Annotated in this window: 17 protein-coding genes and 1 tRNA gene; 6 read left to right on the top strand and 12 right to left on the bottom strand. The window is 61.7% G+C overall.

Annotation, left to right across the window (positions count from 1 at the left end; translation table 11 throughout):
* Positions 1-185 precede the first annotated feature (185 nt).
* Positions 186-410: a hypothetical protein gene (locus tag AB7531_RS22280; protein WP_028153369.1), complete on the top strand. Its 225-nt coding sequence runs from the start codon at positions 186-188 to the stop codon at positions 408-410.
* Between the two features lie 58 nt (positions 411-468).
* Here AB7531_RS22280 and AB7531_RS22275 read toward each other — a convergent pair whose 3' ends face one another.
* The 7 genes from AB7531_RS22275 to AB7531_RS22245 form a co-directional block, all read right to left on the bottom strand.
* Positions 469-660: a hypothetical protein gene (locus tag AB7531_RS22275; RefSeq protein WP_028153368.1), complete on the bottom strand. Its 192-nt coding sequence runs from the start codon at positions 658-660 to the stop codon at positions 469-471.
* A gap of 115 nt (positions 661-775) precedes the next feature.
* Positions 776-1,423: a DJ-1/PfpI family protein gene (locus AB7531_RS22270; protein ID WP_063983281.1), complete on the bottom strand. Its 648-nt coding sequence runs from the start codon at positions 1,421-1,423 to the stop codon at positions 776-778.
* 31 nt (positions 1,424-1,454) lie between these two features.
* Positions 1,455-3,662 carry a multicopper oxidase family protein gene (locus AB7531_RS22265; RefSeq protein WP_441280056.1) on the bottom strand — a complete coding sequence of 736 codons (2,208 nt, stop codon included), beginning with the start codon at positions 3,660-3,662 and terminating at the stop codon, positions 1,455-1,457.
* A gap of 10 nt (positions 3,663-3,672) precedes the next feature.
* The gene (locus tag AB7531_RS22260; RefSeq protein WP_341850515.1) at positions 3,673-4,722 is read right to left on the bottom strand and encodes a tryptophan 7-halogenase; all 1,050 of its coding nucleotides are present in this window, start codon (positions 4,720-4,722) and stop codon (positions 3,673-3,675) included.
* Between the two features lie 92 nt (positions 4,723-4,814).
* Positions 4,815-5,231: a hypothetical protein gene (locus tag AB7531_RS22255; RefSeq protein ID WP_063983279.1), complete on the bottom strand. Its 417-nt coding sequence runs from the start codon at positions 5,229-5,231 to the stop codon at positions 4,815-4,817.
* Positions 5,228-7,507, bottom strand: a complete 2,280-nt coding sequence (locus AB7531_RS22250) for a LodA/GoxA family CTQ-dependent oxidase (RefSeq protein WP_063983278.1) — start codon at positions 7,505-7,507, stop codon at positions 5,228-5,230. The genes AB7531_RS22255 and AB7531_RS22250 overlap by 4 nt, the downstream gene beginning before the upstream one ends.
* An 18-nt stretch (positions 7,508-7,525) precedes the next feature.
* On the bottom strand, positions 7,526-9,631 hold the full coding sequence (locus tag AB7531_RS22245) for a tyrosinase family protein (protein ID WP_441280055.1): 2,106 nt from the start codon (positions 9,629-9,631) through the stop codon (positions 7,526-7,528).
* Between the two features lie 458 nt (positions 9,632-10,089).
* Between AB7531_RS22245 and AB7531_RS22240 the strand changes: the two genes are divergently transcribed.
* The 5 genes from AB7531_RS22240 to AB7531_RS22220 all read left to right on the top strand — a co-directional run bounded on the left by AB7531_RS22240 (position 10,090) and on the right by AB7531_RS22220 (position 15,849).
* Positions 10,090-10,179: transfer RNA gene (locus AB7531_RS22240), tRNA-Ser, on the top strand.
* Positions 10,180-10,540: 361 nt separating this feature from the next.
* The gene (locus AB7531_RS22235; protein WP_038937372.1) at positions 10,541-10,795 is read left to right on the top strand and encodes a hypothetical protein; all 255 of its coding nucleotides are present in this window, start codon (positions 10,541-10,543) and stop codon (positions 10,793-10,795) included.
* Between the two features lie 42 nt (positions 10,796-10,837).
* Entirely contained in the window at positions 10,838-11,110 is a 273-nt protein-coding gene (locus AB7531_RS22230) for a hypothetical protein (protein WP_063983276.1), read from the top strand.
* A gap of 283 nt (positions 11,111-11,393) precedes the next feature.
* Positions 11,394-11,654, top strand: a complete 261-nt coding sequence (locus AB7531_RS22225) for a DUF3551 domain-containing protein (RefSeq protein WP_441280054.1) — start codon at positions 11,394-11,396, stop codon at positions 11,652-11,654.
* Positions 11,655-12,468: 814 nt separating this feature from the next.
* Complete coding sequence (locus AB7531_RS22220; RefSeq protein WP_063983275.1) at positions 12,469-15,849, top strand: AAA family ATPase; 3,381 nt, start codon at positions 12,469-12,471, stop codon at positions 15,847-15,849.
* A gap of 47 nt (positions 15,850-15,896) precedes the next feature.
* Here AB7531_RS22220 and AB7531_RS22215 read toward each other — a convergent pair whose 3' ends face one another.
* The 5 genes from AB7531_RS22215 to AB7531_RS22195 form a co-directional block, all read right to left on the bottom strand.
* Complete coding sequence (locus AB7531_RS22215; protein ID WP_063983274.1) at positions 15,897-16,088, bottom strand: hypothetical protein; 192 nt, start codon at positions 16,086-16,088, stop codon at positions 15,897-15,899.
* A 204-nt stretch (positions 16,089-16,292) separates the two neighbouring features.
* Positions 16,293-17,906 carry an NAD(P)-binding domain-containing protein gene (locus AB7531_RS22210; protein ID WP_063983273.1) on the bottom strand — a complete coding sequence of 538 codons (1,614 nt, stop codon included), beginning with the start codon at positions 17,904-17,906 and terminating at the stop codon, positions 16,293-16,295.
* Positions 17,907-18,587: 681 nt separating this feature from the next.
* A complete protein-coding gene (locus AB7531_RS22205) occupies positions 18,588-19,277 on the bottom strand; it encodes a MarC family protein (protein WP_063983272.1) in 690 nt (229 codons plus the stop codon).
* A 24-nt stretch (positions 19,278-19,301) separates the two neighbouring features.
* Positions 19,302-19,436: a hypothetical protein gene (locus tag AB7531_RS22200; protein ID WP_256376406.1), complete on the bottom strand. Its 135-nt coding sequence runs from the start codon at positions 19,434-19,436 to the stop codon at positions 19,302-19,304.
* Between the two features lie 16 nt (positions 19,437-19,452).
* Positions 19,453-19,629: a hypothetical protein gene (locus AB7531_RS22195; protein WP_166096581.1), complete on the bottom strand. Its 177-nt coding sequence runs from the start codon at positions 19,627-19,629 to the stop codon at positions 19,453-19,455.
* Positions 19,630-19,653: the final 24 nt, after the last annotated feature.

Genomic DNA, 19,653 nt, shown 5'->3' with positions numbered 1-19,653 from the left:
AGGATCATTTGAATCTTCCTCCCGGAAGGCAGAGGCCGTCAAGCCTGCGCGGTGGTGCACCGCAGCCCGGGCGTGGGCACGGCACGCACCAGCGCCGCGCCAGCCAAATCGGCTAGGCAGAGATGTTTACCGTCCGTTAAGCAGACTCGGCGCCGGATGGGCCGGGGGACATCGAGAGCTGGCGCATGAACAAAGAGCTGCGGGAGTTTCGACGGCTTGAACGGGTCTGCCTGGAGCAGGCTGCCCTCTCCACCATGGATCTCGCGCGAAGCGGGTTGCTCAAGGTCGCCGACGATTGTCGCATCGCGGCCGAAGCGATCGAGGCGCAAGCGCCCCGCGGCGCGTTCGCCGGCGCCGTCCAGGCGCTCAAGCTGGCTTTGAGCGCAACGGGGATGTCCAACCGGCATTAGCTGCCGGTCTCCAGTTGGGAGATCGCCTCAGAAGATTGCGGGCGACGACCGCGTTCGGTCAGCCCTTCGCCTCGGCCGCTTCGCGCGCGAGCCGCTCGGCCCTCAGCCGTTCCTTATTGGCGTAAAACGCCTTCTGGGCCTCTTCGTGATCGCGCATGGCCTTTTCGGCCTCGATCCGGCGTGCGGCATCACGAGCCTGGCGCTGCTCAGGGGTCAAGGGTTTGCGTCGGAAGGAAAGGTCTTCGGTCATGCGGAGACAACGCGCAGGCAGCGAAACGGTTCCATGAGTTGAACCCGGCAGTCGATGCGGCCGATTGAAGTATCAACATATCAGATAGTTAGATGATGCATTCGGTCGGCCGGACCTATTGCGTCGACCCCGGCGGCTTGACGCCTGTGAGCGGGCACTGCGGTGCCGCGGGAATCGCGCTGCGGACGGGCGGGTCCGGATAGTATTGGGTGTTCTGCTGAACCTCACGCGCCAGCTCCGTGCCTCCGAGCAGCGTGATCAACATCAGGGCCTCGTCGAGGCCCGCGGATATTCCGCCTCCGGTCAGGCGATTGCGATCCAGCACGAAACGCGGATGTCCGTCGGCAACCTTCACCTTCGGGAACAGCGTCGGGAAGCATTCCAGGAAAGCCCAATGCGTCGTCGCCCAATGGTCGTCGAGAAGGCCCGATGCCGCGAACAGCATTGCTCCCTCGCAGACCGAGCACATGTACTTCGCACCGGCGGCCTGCCTGGTCAGAAACTGGACGTAGGTCCGGTGCGGATCGTTGATGATATCGGTGAGCGCGACTGGATCGCCGCCGGGAATCCAGACGGCATCATATTGGGTGCACTCCGCGAAGGATTTTGCGACCTCGAACGGAAATCCCCGGTTGCGAAACCGTTTCATTCCCGGCTTTGCCGCGACGATCTCGACGTCGAAGTCGGCCCAGTCGAACATTTCGAAGGGACCGGCGACGTCGAGCATGTCGACGCCGTCGTAGACGGGAATGCCGATCTTCATCGCGCGTAATCCTCCCTGCTTCCTGTGACGATCAATGTTTGTGGCCGACGGGCGTCGCCGCGGGTGTCGCTGTCGGCTGCTTGGCATGGCGCATCCCCGCCATCCCGAGGCCGCCGCCCGGCGCGTTGAGGTCGGGAACGATCGCGATATTGGCCATCATGCCCGCGTCCTCGTGGTCCAGGATGTGGCAATGCAGGACGTACTCGCCGATGTAGCGGTCGTACCGCGTCCTGACGCGGATCTGATAGTTGTTCTCGACGATGATCGTGTCGCGGAATGTGTGCCACATGCCGCAATACTGGTTGGCCAGTTGCTGCTTGTCGGCATACACGATGTCAGCTTTGCAGGTGCCGTCGGGATTATAGATCGATATCTGCTGACCGTTGGTGTTGGTGGTGGTGACGTCGATCACCTGGAACGGATTGACGTGGATATGGAAGATGTGCGGCTCGCCTTGTGCGGACAGCATCCAGTCGTCCGTGGTGTTGACCTCGCGCGTGAAGTTCACCACGTCGGGATCGTACGAGGCATTATTGACCGTGAAGGCCGGGAAGTTGATCGCGAAGGCCGCCTGCTGCTGCTGGCTGCCGGCAGCCGGCGGCGCAAGGTTTTCGAATGGCGCCCACGGCCGCAGATCGCCGTCACGCAGCCCGGTGCGAACGGCGTCCGGCAGCGTCGGATTGGCATCGTACAGCGCCTTGCCGACATAGGCCTGCAGGTCGCCGGTCACGGGCTGCCCTCCGCGCACATGGATGTAGGCCAGCAATTGCGGCGTCGTCGGCCCCTGCCCGCCGCCATTGCCGTTGGACACGCGCTCAGCCTTCGGCGCCGCCTGGTTGAGCAGGCAATAGTCACCGTCCGAGGGGAATACGACGAGGACGTCGCTGCGATAGCCGGGCTGCATGTAGTTCGATTCAAGCACGCCGCCGACTTGCGAGGCGTGCACGGTGCGCAATTTGGTCCGGGTCAGACCGTCGGATGCGATCTCGAACTGCGGGATCAGCGTGCCCGTCGAGGCGTTGCAGGCGGCCAGGAGATCGGCCTTCTGCTGCTGGCGGTTGCCGCTCAGCGCCGAGGTCGCGATCAGGTTCGTTGTACCGACCGGCGTGGCCCGCACGAGCTGAATGTTGATCGTGTCGTGAATGCCGGCATGCACGAAGCGCCAGCGCTGGATCTCGCCCGCCGGCACGGTGAGCGTCGGCTGCACGATGCCATTGACGCTGGTGAAGCGGCCATTGGTGTCCCAGATCGACGATGAGTCCAGTTGCAAGCCAAAGTTCTCGACGACGCCGGGGCTTACCGGATTGCCTGACGTCGCCAGCGGGCACGTCCACGGCGCGTTGGCGATATTTGCCGGACTGTTGGCGTTGTAGAGTCCCTGCGTGGTGTAGATCTGCTGCCACGGGCCGCCGGGCTGGTTCGGCTGGTTGGCGAAGCAGGCATAGGCGATCTGCTGAAACAGGAAGAGCTGCTCCTTGAACGGGGCGCCGTTGACGTCATGCAGGACCGTGTCGATATCGGCAATCGGCTTCGGGTTCTCCGGCGACGGTGGCGTATAGGGACGCTCGCCCTTGACGACCAGCACGCCCGAGGCGCCGCTCGCCACCTGTACTGCTGTCGAGCCATGACGGTGGGCGTGATACCAGAACGTCCCCGCCGGATGGTCGTTGGGGATGTTGATCTCATACGGAAACTTCGTCTGCGGGGCTATGTTGAGCAGCACGTTGTCGCTGTTGCCGGCAGGCGAAACGTGCAGGCCGTGCGTGTGTAGGTTGGTGGTGTTGAAGCACCCGACCAACGCCGGCAAGCCCAGCCCCTCCGGCGGATTGGGCAAACAGCTCGGGTCGTCCTTCGCGAGCTGGTTGATCAGGTCGACGCGCAGCGTATCGCCGGGCTTGACGAAGATCGCCGGGCCCGACTTGCAGCCGCCATAGGAGCGCAGCTCGACGGGGTCGAGGCCATCCGGTTGCGGATCGGTTGGATCCGGGTTGTTGATGAAGAAGCGGCCGCGCACGAAGTTGAGCACCACCGAGACGATCGAGCCGCTGCGCGAGATCGATCCTTGCGGCCGGCAGCCGCCAACGGCCGGCGCCACGCCGGCCTCCAGGGCCACGACATTGCCCTGTCCGGGCAGCGTCGGCGGAGGTTCGAAAGCACGGGGAACCGGCGCCGCGAATGCTGGAAGGCTCGGTCCCAGCGCGGCGATGACAAGACCAATTCGCCCGAAGCTCTTCATCATGTTGTCCGCCCTACTGTTCCAGAAGACTGCTCGAAGGATTGCGTGAAGGCGCGTCGGCACGCCGGCGCCGCCAGAACGGGCGCTCGGGCCAGCGCGAGACACTGCCGTAGTGTTCGCTCAGCGTCGTCGCGTAGGCCGCGGCCTCGCGCGCGACCCACGCGCCGTAGCGATCGAGAGCGGCCGCATCACCGCGCGCGAGGCAATCGCTGGCGGCATAGGCGGCGAACACGCCCGAGCGCATGGCCTTGACCACGCCATGACCCGAGATCGGATCAAAAGCGCTCGCGGCATCGCCTGCGCAGAGGAAATGGAAGCCGGCAGTCGTTGCGGCGTACCGACTGCCCGCAGGGATCAAGCGGGGTGGTTCGAGCCGAATGATCTTGCTCGCGAGCGCCGAGACGAATTGCGTCCTGGCGAGAGCTCTGCGCCAGCCGTCCGGCGTGTTCAGCCTGAGGCCGCGCGCGAGATCGGCATCGGTCATGCAGGCAAAAGCGCGCCTGCCCTGGTCGAGTGCCATCGTGTACCACCAGCCGTCTTCAAAGGCCTCGACGAGCAGTTCCGGTGCGGCCGGTCCTGATGTCGTCGCCTCGGCATAGGCCGCAATCAGGCGGTCCTGCGCTTTCGCCCGCGAACCCTGGCGGTCGGCGAGTGCGCGGGCGCGGCCCGTCGCATCGATGATCAGCCGGGCCGAATGGCTGTTGCCGTCGTCGCAAACGACCGACCAGCCGTCCGCCTCGCGCGCGAGATGACAGACCTTCGCGTCGACGCGCTCGGCCGCGCGGCAACCCGCCGCCGTGAGCCAGCCATCGAACGCCCGGCGGTCAACGCGCCATGACGGTCCGCGCGCCTCCAGCAGCAATTCGCTGGACGTCAGGCCGGCCTGGTCCCAGGAGGTGAGCGTGCGGTGCGACGGCGCAAAGCCCTGCGCCAGGAAAGTCGGCCACAGACCGAGCTGCCGCAGCACCGGCTGGACCAGCGGTGACAAGACCTCGCCTCGTCCTCGTCCCTGGCCCCGTCCTTCGCTTTGCCCACGCCGCTCGGACGGCGCGATCACGGCCACCCGAAGCTCCGGCGCGCACATCGCAAGCTCGCGGGAAGCGGCCGCTCCGGCTGGACCTGCGCCTGCAACGATGATGTCGAACGCGGCCAAGGTCAGTCGGCCCGGACTGCGTAGAACGACGCCACCACGCCGGCCGGCGCCACCGTGCCGGGCGAGCCGCCGCTGTGCGGGATGGTCCGGATCACCGAGCCGACGATGGCCGGACGCTGGTCGACGCCATTGGGCCAGGCCGGCACCAGCGAGCCCCAATAATCGTAGATCCATTCCTCGCCGCCGACGACGCCGGTGCCCTGGAAACGCACCTGCATCGGCGATCCATAGGCGCGCGATCCCTTCAGCGCGAGCGACCAGCCCGGGCCGCCGATCGTTCCGGTCAGCAGCTGCATCGGCCCGTCCGCGATATCGATCGTGCCGCGGCCGAATTCGAGATTGTTGAAGGCCGTGTTGACGTCGGGATCGTTGAGCAGGCTGCGATAGGTCCAATGTCCGACGAATGGATTGTCGCTCATGATGCCTCGCTTTTGGGATCGGGCCGCGACCCGGTTGTTCGCTCGACGCTGATGTATTTGGGCCCTTGATAACTGTCGGCGGGCTTGACGGCCGGCTCGTAGGGATTGCGCACGATGAAACCGAGCAGCGACCACTCGGTGACCATCTTGAGGTCGCCGACCGGCGTCTGCGGGACGCCGCGGCTCCACGTGGTCCAGACGTAATTGGGCTTACCGTTCGAGACCGAGGCGATCTCGAACGACTGCAATGGCCGATGCGCCGGCCACCACAATGTGGTCCAGGTCTTCTCGTCGCGCCGCAAGCGATCGTCATTGTCGCTGCCGGGCCACAGATTGTTCCAGTCGGCGTAGGTGATGTTGATCGGCTGCGTGGTGCACTCGTTGAAATCGGACTGCCAGGGCAGCCCCATATATTTGGTGAGGTCCCCCGGCTGAAGACCGGTCTCGAAGTCGTTGTCCTGGCTGAGCGGCGAGTTGACGTTGAAGGTCGGGTCGGCAATCACGGTGCCGTGGTCCTGATTGGCCTGGGCGGCGCTCTGCAGGAAATCCGAGACGCTGCGATCGGCGTTGATCCGATACGGCGCCCAGTAGATCGAAGGGTTGCGCATCACCCAGCCGAGCTCGGCGCCCGGACAAAAGGCGCCGCCGAGCACGTTGCTGAGCACGCCGCGGTCGAGCTCGCGGCCGGTCTTCGGCGGTGTCTTCGGATAAGGCGCGAAGGGTGAATAGCCGTCGGGTAGCCAGCCCTCCTCCTTCTCGTTGATGAACCAGCCGCGCGCCCATTGGCCGAGGATGAAGAGCTGGTACTCGGTGAGATGAAGAAACTTCGACGGCGTCTCGTTGGTCAGCGGATTGTCGCCGCACAACAATGGCATCAGCGGCAGCGAATGGACGCGCGACGACGCCCGGTCCTGCACCTGGAACGAATTGGCCTCGCCCGTACGGCGCAACAAATCGAACAGGAAGCGGCGCATCGGTCCGTAGGGATCGTCGGCCTTGGAATAGTGGGTCGGACCTGCGACCGCCGCCACCGCCATGACCGCTTCGCCCTGACTGGCATCGCGCAACGGTGCATCCGACGGTGTTGCCGTCGCCGTCGGCCGCGTCGCGCGTTTCGGGGTCTTTGATAATTTGTCGGGATCGAACGTGCCGCGCTGGGCCTGATCGTGCGGGTAGTTCGATTGCTGAAGGATATCGTTCAGGTATCTAAATTCATCCGGCCGGAACAGGATCGGCCAGATGTCGCGATAGAACCACGGCCGGTAGTTGCCATTCCAGGCAAGACGGCCGGCCTGCCAGTGGCGCAGCGCCGCCTCGTCGCGAAACGGGATCTGCTGCGGATCGTCATAGGTGCCGAGCGTCCCATAGATGCCGGTATCGGTGGCGAACTGGCGCACATAGAGATCGTACAGCACCTCGTCCATCGTGATCATGTCGAGGATCTCAGGGACGAAGCGCGGGTAGCCGACCACGACCCATGCCGGAAACTCGACGTCGACGTAGCGGGTCTGGCCGACCTGCTTCGAATACATGATCAGCCGTGCCATCACCGGCCCATCGGAGATGTCGTCGTACCAGCCGTCGGTGTTGGCATAGTCCTCGATCTTCGGACCGAAGCTGCCGTTGACGTCCATGCCCGAATTGCCGTGACCGCCGAGCACGACCACGCGGCCCTTGTTGTCGGTCATCATCTCGCCCAGCGTGTCGATGTCGAACGGCTGCAGGCCCCTGGGCGGGAACGTGGTGGCATAGCCGCCGGGGCCGCCCGAGCGATCGAAATGCGCGCGCCGATTGGTGGTCGCATTCACGCTGCGCGGGCCGGGATCGATGATGAGCAGGTCGCGGTCCTGGCCGGTGATGTCGGCGTTGCGGCGCGCGCTGCCGGGGGCGTAGCCATGCTCGCCCTTGAGCTCGGTGAACGGGTACCAGGAGGCCTTCTTGTTGGCGACATAGACGCGCCACTGGATGTCGACGAGCACACCATGATTGCCGCCGCCCTCCACGGCATCGCCGAGCGCCAGCGGCCTGCCTTCCGGGGACTCATCGTCATAGACAAAGATCTGGAAGCGCGCGGCCTGCCGCTTCACCCGGCCCTGCGCATCCTTGAAGGTCTTGACCGGAACAGGTGTGACCCCGTCGGGGCCGTGCAGGGGATTGCCGAAACTGTCGCAGGCCAGCGGCATCGCCGCGGGCGTTTCCGGCGCGAGGTAGAATTCGCTGTCGCTGTTGCCCAGGCGCGCGATGCCGATGCCCGGATGGATTCGATACGTCGCCATGACTTCCCCGCCGCTTTCTCAATCCAGGAAACTGATCGACACGCCTTCCAGCTTCAGAAGCTCCCTCTCCTCCTGGTAGTCGCCGCCGATCACGACCAGCGTGATCTGCAACGGGCCCTTCTTCTTGAGCGCCTGCCTGGCGGCGGCCGTGACGTCGATGCGATGGACGCGTGGCGTGTTGTGGCTGCGCCCGCGCTGATCGAAGCGCCGCGGCTGCGGCGGCGGGATATCGCAATGGCCGGGACCGCCGTAGCAGGCCCCATGTCCGAAGATCGAGATGTAGCCAGCGTAGTGCGGATTGCCCTTGATCGGCGTCGAGGCGTCGGCCCCGGGCTCGTTCAGGAAGGCGCGCACGAAGCAGGAGCGCATCAGTTGCGGCACCTGATGCAGGCGGATCTCCGCGCGTTTGAAGCTGCGCGCGGCCTGCGGCACGTTGATCGGCTGCGACACGAAGCGGCTGACCGGCGCCTCGAGCCCGACCGGCAGGAAATGCGAGCTACGGACGTATTCGTAGCCGAACGGCGCGATGTCGAGCGTGTCGCGAATGGTGTAGTTCCACGGCGACAGCACGGAATCGAGATCGGCCGGCAGCGCATTCGGATTGAGCTTCTGCCACTCCCACCAGATCCGATCGATATTGACGTGGATCGGCCAGAACACCGGGTCGTAGGAGGCCGTCAGGTTGCTGAACATGTCGCCGGAGCGCGGCTGCGAATAAAGATCCGGGCGCGCGTGGAAACGGCGCCCGCCGACCTGTACGGCATCGTTGCGGCGCTTGGCGAGCGCGCGCAGACGTGTGGTCTCGGCGTCGGATTGCGATGCAGCCGCCGCAGTCGGGGCATCTTTGCAGACATAGGTCGCCTGCCCTGCATCCGGATTCTGCCCACCGGTCCAGATGTGCATGGTGTTGTGCGGATTCTGGTCGAGGAACCCAAACGCCGCGTCGTAGATGCTGCCGCCGCCGAAGTCGCGGAAATTGTTGAGGCTCAGGATCTGGGCGATGTCGTCGGCCGACGGGTAATGATAGTTGATCGCCTGGTTGATAGTCTGTCCCTTGGGATATTCGGCCGGATAGCGCAGCGGATACCAGAGCGAGTTCGAGTGCAGCAGCGCGTCGATGAAGCGCTGGCGGTTGGCATTCTCATTATCCGGCGTGACGGCCGCATAGCCGATCTTGCTGATGACGTAGCAGAAGAAGCGGTGCTGTGAGGTGAAGGTGACGCGGTCATGCGCGAGCGCCAGGATCGCCTTCTTCTGCGCCGCCGTCGGCGCCGGGTCGAGCGCCGCCAACAGCGTCTCCGCCGCTTCCTCGGTGAGATAGGCCTTCATCGAATTCGGAATGATGCGGCCCTTGTCCGGCTCCTCCGGCCGGTACTCCGGCATCGTGAAGTCCCAGTACGGGAGCATCAGCCCGGGCTCGAAGTCCTGAAGGTTCTGTTCGAACTCGTAGAGATAAGCGCGGTGCCAGGGCAGGAAACGCTCCCAGCCGTGCTGGCAATGGTTCTGATGGATCAGCGCCTGGTTGTTGTAGTTGCGCCGGTCTTCCGGCCAGTGGTCGAGATCGTAAAGCCGGCGGAAGCCGCGGCGCAGGCGTTCGAGCTGCGGCTCGCTCATGCAGTCGATGTTCATGCGCCGCCGGGGCTCGCCGGCACCCGCGGCCGGCGAATAGCCGTCGGCAGCAACCGCAAATTCGGCGATCTCGCTCACCTTCACCGTCGCAGTCTTCGCCGGCTTGCCAGGCGCAAGCTCAACTGCGACGCTGGTCGCATCATCCGGGCAGCCGGCATCGATCCAGTCGGCAATGCGGTCGACGTCCGCGGGCGTGACGCGCTTGCCGCCCCATGGCAGCGCCGGAAACCGGCCGCCGTCGAACGGTGCTTCACCGCGCAATCCCTTGATCAATCCGGACGCGTCGCTGCGCGCATGCGGCGGGATGCAGCAGGCGTGGCCCTCCGGCACTGGAGCAACCATCTTGATGCCGAAGATCTCGGCCGCCTCCAGCGCCTGTGCGCCCTTGTCCCAAAACCGTCCAGCGCCACCATAATCAGCGGTGCTATCGCCGGCAGCTTCATCCAGGATCGCCTTCACGCGCGCATAAGCAACGGTCAATGCTTCGGTGTCCATTCCAGCCCCCGGACAGCAAGACGAAGAAGGCCGCCGGAGACTAAGCACAACTTTTGGGTGATGTCACGTAGACACGCACCTTCAACGTCGAAGCAAGCGCGAATATTTTTCGGGGTTGCGTGATCTATTTCATACAACCTTTATCAAAACGACAGATCTGGCCATGCGTCGTGCGGATGAGGCGGATGCGAGCACGAGTGCGTTGCTCAAGCTCAGCGCCGGCCATCGGACGTGTCCGGTCATCAAACGCTGCGTGATTGAGCGCAGCGTGCATTCCAGTCGTCGTGGGACGAAGCCGAGCCACACCGTGAGCGAATCCGAGCCGAACGACTGCTCGACGAAGCCGAGCTTCGCCCTTCCCGGCCTGTTCCCCCATAGGACTTGGTTTTCCCCCGCAAGCGCCAACTTCGCGTTGCCTTGCGCGGTCGACTGCGTTAAGCGACAACCATTCTCTGTCCGGAAGGGTGGCCGAGTGGTTTAAGGCACCGGTCTTGAAAACCGGCGTGCCCGCAAGGGTACCGTGGGTTCGAATCCCACCCCTTCCGCCAAAACATCAACAAAATCAATTAGTTAGCTCGTGGTTTTCGCTTCAGCGCACAATCGAACGTACAATCGTCGCTTGGTGGCGCCGTAAGCGTCGCGGTGAGATCGAGTCGATTTGTCGCAGTTCGGACGAGGCGACGCCCGATCCCAACACTGATGCCGCCGCCGATCTCATCAGCTTTCCGACGTCGCGATGGACTGTCGTGTTTCGACGCGATGCATCGAAGGAGCGACAAGACGGTCCTTGAATCACAGCGATGGCGTCGCGCATCTATCCACACCCACGACCGGCAGTAGCTCGCGAGCATTCCGCGTCGCTAGGAATCGATAATTTGACTCTCGCCTGCGCCGCGGTTCGATGGCGTCATGACCAAGGCAGAGAACAGAGCGGCGGCGAGAGCTTGGCACCAAGAGCGCATGCGTCAGCGCGCGGAAGAAGTGCGGGCCGAGGCGGTAGCAGCCGACCTGGCCGAACTCGGCCGGCTTCGCCACTACCTCATCTTTGGCAGGAAGGATCGCCGTGCCGACCGCGAGAAGCTGATGAGCGCCATTGACGACTACGTCGGTGAGATGACTGGCGACCGAACCGCGCTGCACGCCAAAAACCACAAGTGCGGGTGAAGCAGTACGGCCTGGGGACGAAGAATCGGGTAGTCGATCTGCATGAAACTCGCCGCCGAACGTGCCTTTGCCGCTCCTGAAGCCGCCGCCCGCAAACTGGTCGAGCTCGCGAAGACCATTGAAGCTGTCCAGGACGGTCGCATTCACATCGAAAAGCTCAATGCTCCGTTTCTCTACACGCTCAAGGCCACCGGGTTGGAGTTCGGCGCCGGCATCAAGCATGCAGTTGAGAAGGGCTGGCTCGAGCTGCACGAGAGCGGGACCTATGTCCGGCTGATCGACACCAGCGCAAAAGCGGCCCCAGCAAAAGACTAAGTTGCCGGGGCCGTTTGGAGGCTACCTTGGCGGTAATGGGGTCGCCAGGTGGTCATGAGCATAGGAAAAACCGGCAATCAGTTCTGTCCACTTGTGCCCAAAGCAGTATAGTTCCAGATCGGGAACGGAACCGATCGCAATGAAGTTTACAAGGGACGGCCCGCCAGCGTGACCAGCGGGCTGGTAGCGATCGTCAGGCGCAGTCGCGACCTTCGCGGGGTACGATCGAAGTACTGGCTCGTGGAGCTTCGCGCGCGTTCTCAATGTCCGAATGGAGGTTCCAATGCGTACTCCGGCCTTGGCGATTTTGGCAATCGGGATGGCATCAACAGAGCCGGCGGCAGCTCAGACGTATAATCCGGCCTTTCCGGTTTGCCTGCTCGTTTACCGCGCGGGGGCCAACTATTACGATTGCAGCTACACATCGCTGCCTCAGTGCAATGCTTCGGCATCGGGCCGCGCCGCAGAGTGCGCCATTAATCCATACTTCGCGGGCGTGGAAAACCCCGCAGCTTATCGGCGGCACGGCCGCCGCGCCTACTAGGGCATTGCGAGAGACGCTCAGCCCGCCAGCGTGAACCGGCGGGTTGCTGCTTGGGCCGCCTGCGTTTCGGTACCGCAATCCCTAGCGGCTTGTGTCGACGCTACCACCGCGCTTCTATCGGACGATCCGATCAAGACGGCAGCCCGTTATACAACCAAATATCTGATCTTTCATTTGGGTGCCTACCCGGCAACCCCTAATGCAAGCGCGCACATCGTCGCCCCACACACGGCCCTTGGTTTGAGAACTCGAGATACATCGATTGTTGCATGCCTTGTCGTTATCGGGGCATTTGGACAAACACGCCGCAAGGCCAAGTCGCTCGCCTTCTGAAAATGTCGCTTCTTGGGCGGTTGCGAGCGTCGTTGTTGTCGCCGCAGTATAAAGGGCTAGCGCGAGCGCGCTCTTTAGGATTTCTGTAGCCGACATTATCTCCTGCCTCTGTTTGAGACCTCGGAAAGCAGCGTACGCCGGATACACCACCAAGGCGCAAGGCGGCCAGGAAATATCGGATCGCGAAGTAGGCCGCCCGCGTGAGCCGGCGGGCCTGGCTTCACGGACGTATCGTCCGCTCAATTTCACGGGCCGCCCAGGTCGCAACCATCATCGCGAACCGGAAGCGCTCGCGCGTTTCCGCAGGTATTTGGATGCTGCGAATTGCGAGGCTGTTCACATGTCCGGACCCGACAGCATGCTATTGTCGGTGCGGTCATGCCGAACTGTTCGTTTGAATGGCTTCCAATAGAATTAAGTAGGACGAGCAAATATTCGGCTCTGATGCGCTGAAGCTGTTCGTACACACAAGGGTCCTGCCATGGAAATCGGGACTTGGCTGAAAAGTTTGGGCCTAGGACGACATGAGTCCCTGTTCATCGCGAACGCCATAGATTGCGATGTGTTGCCGCAATTGACAGAAGTTGACTTCGAAAAGGTTGGCATCCCACTCGGCGACCGGAAACGCCTCGTGAATGCGATCAGTGCGCTTCCCTCCAGCCTTCCCTCCACTGTCGTGAATGCTGCAATTGCGCAATACGCGGAACGGCGCCACCTCACGGTAATGATCTGTGACTTGGTCGATTCGACCGCCCTGACGGCACGCCTTGACCCGGAAGATATGGGCGCCGTCATCGATGCCTATCACGCTGCTTGTGCTCGTATCACGCGCTCCTATGACGGCTTTCTCGCCGACTTTCGCGGAGACGGCATTCTTGCGTATTTCGGCTATCCCATTGCGCACGAGGACGATCCCGAACGAACTGTAAGAGCTGCGCTCGATATCATTGCTGCTGTCGCACGGCTTGAAACCCGCGCTGGAGAACCGCTCGCGGTGCGTATCGGTATCGCTACCGGCATGGTGGTAGTCGGTGACCTGGGCGGCGAAGGCAAACTTCGGGAGCACTCCGTGGTTGGGGGCGCTCCCAATATCGCGGCTCGCGTGCAAGCCTTGGTCGAGCCGAACACCGTGGTCGTCGCAGACTCCACCCGTCGTCTCCTTGGCGATATCTTTAGTCTTCGCGACCTTGGCGCCCACCACCTCAAAGGCATTAGCGAGCCGGTGAGCGCGTGGGCCGTCCAGGGCGTCTCGGCTTCCGAGAGCCGCTTTGAGGCGGTGCGTCCGACAGAACTCGCCCCTGTCATCGGCCGCGATTCCGAGTTGGAGTTCTTGTTGGAACGTCAACGTTTGGCTCGCACGGGCGAAGGCCAGATCGTTCTCATCTCAGGCGAGCCGGGTATCGGGAAATCGCGCTTAGCAGCGGCTCTGGCTGAACGTGCAGCTAAGCATCAACCACACGTGCATTTCCGTTATCAGTGCTCGCCTTACCACGCCAACAGCGCACTTCATCCCGTGGTCGAGCAGTTGGAAAGGAGTGCCGGATTTAAGGCGGACGATCCCGTCGAGACGCGGCTTGACAAGCTGGAGGCACTCCTCTCGTTGAGAGCACCGCAAGTTCAGACGGTAGTACCACTTTTTGCTGAGCTGCTATCGATCCCATTCGCGAGCCGTTATCCAAAACCGCAGCTAAGCCCCGCCCAGCAGCGTCGCCGCACACTTGCCGCGCTGCTCGATCAATTCGAGAGCCGTTCTCGCAAACAGCCCATCCTGTTGCTTATCGAAGATGTTCAGTGGGCCGACGACACCACCCTCGAATTGCTCGACCTCATCGTAGAGCGAGCCCGACAGTTGTCTATCCTTGCGCTGGTTACCTTTCGACCAGAGTTCGAGCCTCCCTGGACCGGTCTTGCAAATGTCGGAAGCCTGGTCCTCGGACGGCTCAACCCAGATGATGTCAAAGGTGTTGCCACGCAGGTGGCCAATGGCCGAGCGCTTCCGATCGACGTGATGAAGCAGATCGTAACAAAGACTGACGGAAATCCGCTCTTCGTGGAGGAACTCACCAAGGCTGTCCTCGAAGCTGGCATTCTGATCGAATGCCAGGATCGCTATCAGCTCGGGGGACCGTTACCGCCCTTTGCCATCCCGGAAACCCTTCACGACTCCCTGATGGCGCGGCTCGACCGCCTGCATTCGGTGAAGGAGATCGCCCAGATTGGCGCCACCATCGGTCGCGAATTTTCTTATTCCTTGATGCGGGCTGTGGTCGCTCGAGAGGAAACACGGTTGCAGCATTCCCTCTCCGAACTCGAGGAGGCCGGGCTTATTTTCCGCGAAGGTGACCTGCCGGATGCCATTTATAGCTTCAAACACGCATTGGTGAGGGATGCGGCTTATCAGAGCCTGCTGAAGACACGGCGGCGGCAACTCCATGCGCAAATAGCGCGCGTGCTAGAGGAAGGCTTCCAGGATGCCGTCGTGAACGACCCTGAAATCCTTGCGCACCATTTCACCGAAGCCGGCATGCTTGAGAAGGCTACGGACTATTGGCTCAAGGCCGGAAAGCGCGCGCTCGGGCGCTCCTCCAATGCCGAGGCAGTAAAACATCTCACGAGAGGAATGGAGCTGACCCAGCAACTGCTCAGCTCGCCGCAACGCGATCGCAAAGAACTGGATTTCTATCTGGCCCTTGGTCCTGCAGTCGCCGCAACTGAGGGCGATGCCGCGGCTGAAACGTCGCGGGTCTTCTCACGGGCTCGCGCGCTGCTAGGCGAAAGTGTCAGCCTAGAAGAACGGATGACGATCCTGTGGGGCAGCTACCTAGCCCACAGTGTGCGCGCGGAGTATAGCTCAGCGCTGGAGGATGCCCGGTACGGCCTCGCGTTGGCCGCAGAGCATGATCATCCCGGCGTGGCCGTCCTAGCCACGCGCTTTATTGGACAATCATTGCATCTCACGGGTGCCTTCGCCGACGCACGCGAACACCTCGATCGCGCCCTCGCACTGTGCTCAACCAATCCAGCCACGATATCGACCTATCGCCGCTTCGGAGTCGATGACGCGGTGAACAGCCTGGCGTGGCTCTCGACGACGCTATTGGTCCTTGGCTATCCTAAACAGTCTACAACAATCGTCGAGCGTACTGAAACTCTTGCTCGAACGAGGGAACAAAGCTTTACGACGGCCCTGGCCCTGGGGAACATAGTCGTTTTGGGCACAATCGGCGGCGACGCAAAGCGCGCTTTGGCTCACGCCGACGAAGCGATATCGCTCAGCATCGAGCATGAATTTGCGGCAATTGAACGAAGAGCACGTTTTTTCCGCGGAGCGCTATTAGCCCAAGGAGGGGATCTTCAAGTCGGGATCGAACTGATGCGCGGCGCTTTGACGGCAACTTACCAAAACTCTGAACGGTGCCGCCGCACTCTCTATTTGGGCCATCTCGCCTTCGCTCATGCCCAGCTCGGAGAGCTTGAAGTTGGACTGCGCCTGCTGGACGAAGGCGTCCAGCTGGCCGAAACAACAGGGGAGAGATTCTTTGAGGCCGAGTTGTATCGTCTTCGGGGCAACATCAACCTAAAACTCGGCAGGCGTGACCAGGCAGAGGCCGCACTGCAGCGAGCCGTGGCGATTGCGCGGCAACAACAAGCTCGCTGGTGGGAGTTGCGTGCCTCGATCTGTCTCGCGCGGCATTGGAGTAACGAAGGCAGATATTTCGAGGCTTGGTCCCTCTTAGAGCCTATATACACTTGGTTCACCGAAGGTCGGGATACACCCGATCTGACAGACGCGAGAAATCTCGTGGACGCACTACGCTCAGTTTCAGGAATGAAAGATGAGCCAAAGCGTGGCAGCTGTTGACCAGCACCGCTCAACATCATGCCTGACGTAAATTGATCAGCGTCCGATCAACGCCTGCCCTTCGCCCGCTTTCCGGACTTGCCACCTGTTCGTTCAAGTTTGCTAAGGGCGCTCTCGACATCCTTGATTGCCTTCTTGAGCTGCTTCTCGCGCTTTCCAAGAATGCTCTTGAGTTGTCTTCGCTGCTCGGCGGTCAATGTCGTAAAATCGATCACCTTCGTAAACGCGATGAAGGCCATTGCTTACCTCCCGATGGTGGTGGTCGTTAGGCCGTGATCAATATGTGCAAGGCAGTGAAACAAATATTCTCCAATATCATCGACCTATAGTCAAACGGCATTTCTTCCAGAAATACTCGATCGGCCTTCCGACCCACGGGCCCTCGTGGTGAGCGCGAGAGAAAGCGGTAGCAACTGACATCGCGCTACCACGCCGTCGTTATTTCACTTCCGCTTTTTGTTCTTGAGCCGCGCCGGTCGCGAGGTGCGCTTCGTGCGACCGAGTCGGGAAGACCTTACAGTCGGAGATTTCTCGTGGGGCCTTGATCGCTGCAACAAGGCGCGGAGCGTGGCAAACTGGCGTTGATCCAGCTGATTGGCAAAGCTCTCGAAATCAGTGGCGTCACTGCCAAGCTGGCTCAACCAGACAAATGCACTGTCCAAGGTGCGCAACTCAGGCGTCTGGTATGACAGCAGATCTCGGTAATAAGTTGCCGACTCCTCGCAAAACAGATCACGCGCGATGCCATTTACGAGCCGCCGCACTCCATATTTTATCCCCGTGATAGCCGCTCCTGATATTCCATGGCTCAGCATCGCTCCGAACGTAAAGTTGTGTAGCCCTCGCAGAAACGGAGCAGTGCCGCGGTGCCGCTCGGTGAATTCAAAGGCTTGGCCCAAATAGGGATAGCGCGCGAGGGCCTCGCTTTCCTCGCCCGATGGAGGCGTGAAGCGGTCGCGCCAAAGGGCTATTTGTTCAAAGAATAGGGCGAGCTCGGGACGCGCCGAGAGATCCGCCTCAACGCCGCTCGCAAAAATCATGAAGTCGAATTCGAATCTACGATTGCTGCTTCGAACCCTTGCAATACCGCAAGCTTCGTCGATGAAACTCCATCCGCAGTCGGGGTGCCAGGCGAAATTCTCAAACTCGCGGCATCGCCAATAAGCGTCCTGTGTAGGCGGGACCGGAAGCTCCTCAAGAATGTGACGCATGAACCGCCAGCGGTCCAGGTCCGTCAGATCGCCGAAGTGGCCCAACATACCGGCAAAATTCATCCAAGTGAGTGGGTTGACCCGCGGCATCTCCGAACGGCGGAAGCAAAGGTCTACTCGCGCGGCGCCCGCCTCAAGTGCGAGAGCTGCGTTGTCAAAGGCGGATGCCCCGGCACCAAGGATACCAATGCGTTTTCCTGCAAGCTTGCGAAAATCGATATCATCGGCCGAATGTGCGTAAAGATCTGCCGACAAATGGGCGACCAGAGACTTAGGAGCGCCCCACCTGCCACTTCCCTCAAAGCCTGTCGCAAGAATGATCTTTCTTGCATACACCCGCTCAATTCCTTCGGAACGACGGAGATGGGCAAGGAAGATGCCATCCGCCGGCTCAATCAACATTAGTTCGACCTCGTTCTCAACCGGGAGGTCCAGGACGTCTCGGTACCAATCCAGATACGAGCGCCACACCTCCCGAGGGACGGTATCTATGCGACCCCATGCTCGCCGCCCAAATTTTTCCTCGTACCACGCCCGCACCGTTAGACTCGGGACGCCGAAATCAATCCCAGTCACCTCCTTCGGAGTCCGCAACCGTTCCATCCGAGCGAAACTGCGCCAAGGTCCTTCGAAACCGCGCTGGCAACGATCGATGATCCTGAAGTTTGCTATGCGCTCAAGCCTCAAGCCGAACGCGATACCCAGTCCGCTCTGTCCAGCGCCGACAACCAGCACGTCCAGAACCGGCACTCCGTCCATAAATCGCGGGACGGTCCACTCCCGAGCCGGATAGTCCAAATAAGTCAGCTCGCGTCGAACGCGCTTCGTGAGTTGGGAGACGCTCATGGGACATTCCTGCCGCTGCGCTCTTGTTCGAAATGACTTTTGCCATTCGGCTTAGTTCTGTCCCATTACCACAGGTCTGATTGCAGAAAAATCGACCGCCCGACCGCCATTGGGTTTCGCACAGAGCGATTTTGGCCCGCAAGACAGCGGGCTATTATTCTAGCGCTCACTCAAATGCTGATCCGCCCGACGATCGAGCCATCAGTTGCCTCCGATCGCGAGACACGCAACATCGACAATCAACGCGCCTATCGGGGACGATCTGAGCGTCAATCGACTGAAAGACTCAGGCTAGCTCGCCCATCAGGTAGCCTCATAGCGGCACGCTTAGCCGCGTTCCTGACGAAGTCCCCTGCCCGCCCAATCGGCGTAGTGCCGAATTTGCGCTGGTCCATTCGTAGCTCGTCACCGTAGCATTGTACGCGAGCTCCGCGCGGATCGTCAGAATTTGCAATGGGTTCAACTTCTTGGCTAGCGTTGTTTGGAGGAGCGGTGACAGATCACTGACCGCGGCTTTTGACCGTAAGTTCGGAGGACGGTTTTTCCTGAGGAATGGCTGGAAGGCTCAAACCGCTCGACGTAGAGCGCCAAACGCCGATGGAGACGGACTCTACCTGATCGTCACCGGACCAACATCGGAGTCGCATTGGCCGATTGGTGTTGCGGTCGGCGCGCTTCTACCTATTGGATAGCGCGCGAAACGCTTTCCAATATGGACCGCGCGACCTCGGAAACGCCGGTGAGGATGATCTGCACGCCGATGCAGAGCAGCAGGAAAGCTGACAGTTTCGTCACCACGCTGGTGCCCTCCTCACCGAACAGGCGCGCCATCGCGCTCGATTTCCGGTAGGCGTGATAGATCGCGGCAGTCACGGCGAACGCCACCAGAAGCGAAACGATCGATGACTGGAACATCGCATCGAGGCTGCTGGTCCGGCTAATCCCGATCGCGATGGCTGTCGCGATCGTTCCCGGCCCGGTCGTCAGCGGAATTGTGAGAGGAAAGAAGGCCATGCGCTTCATGGTCGCATGATCAGGGGACGAGACCTCGTGAGGTCCGGCCGGGCCCGAGGGCGCGTGGAGCATGGACCAGCCTGTCGCTGCGACTACGAGGCCGCCGGCAATCCGAAGCGCCGGGATTGTCACGCCGAAGAAGTTGAGGATCTGGCTGCCCAGAAACAGCGACACCAGCAGGACCACGAAGGCATATCCGGCAACCCGCAGCGCAAGGCTCGCGCGCTCGTCTTCAGAAAGACCTCTCGTCTTGTCGAGGAAGATGAAGGCCAGTCCGTAGGGATTGATGATCGCGAACAGCGCGCCGAAGCCGAACAGGAAATCGGCAACGAGCCCCGATGTGGCGATATCACGCATGCTGCGCCCGCTCCGCTCTTCGGCTTACGGGCATGTGAAGCCGGGCGCTTTGAAATCGGCCAGATTGTCGAGCGTCTTGCGCAGAACCTCGAACAGCACGGCCACCGACCAGCTGTTGGCGACACGGGCCAGCATGCCGACGAAAAACCGGGGCATCATCCGATGATACCGGATCTCACTTGTCCTTGCCGGGTGATCGCTCAAGACGCGATCTCTGCGCGCGCATGCGCTTGATCTCCTCCCTGAGCGCCTCGGCTTTTTCGTCGCGTTGCTCGCTCGCCGTTTCCAAGGGTTCGTCGCGAAGCAACTTCTGGAGTGCCTTTTCGACAGAAAGCTTGTTGGTCTCGGCCATACCAGACCTTTCTGACGCTACCGC

The organism is Bradyrhizobium sp. 63_E2_N1_3, from assembly GCF_052076005.1.
Lineage (GTDB): Bacteria > Pseudomonadota > Alphaproteobacteria > Rhizobiales > Xanthobacteraceae > Bradyrhizobium > Bradyrhizobium barranii.
This window is presented reverse-complemented; position numbering and strand designations above follow the sequence as displayed.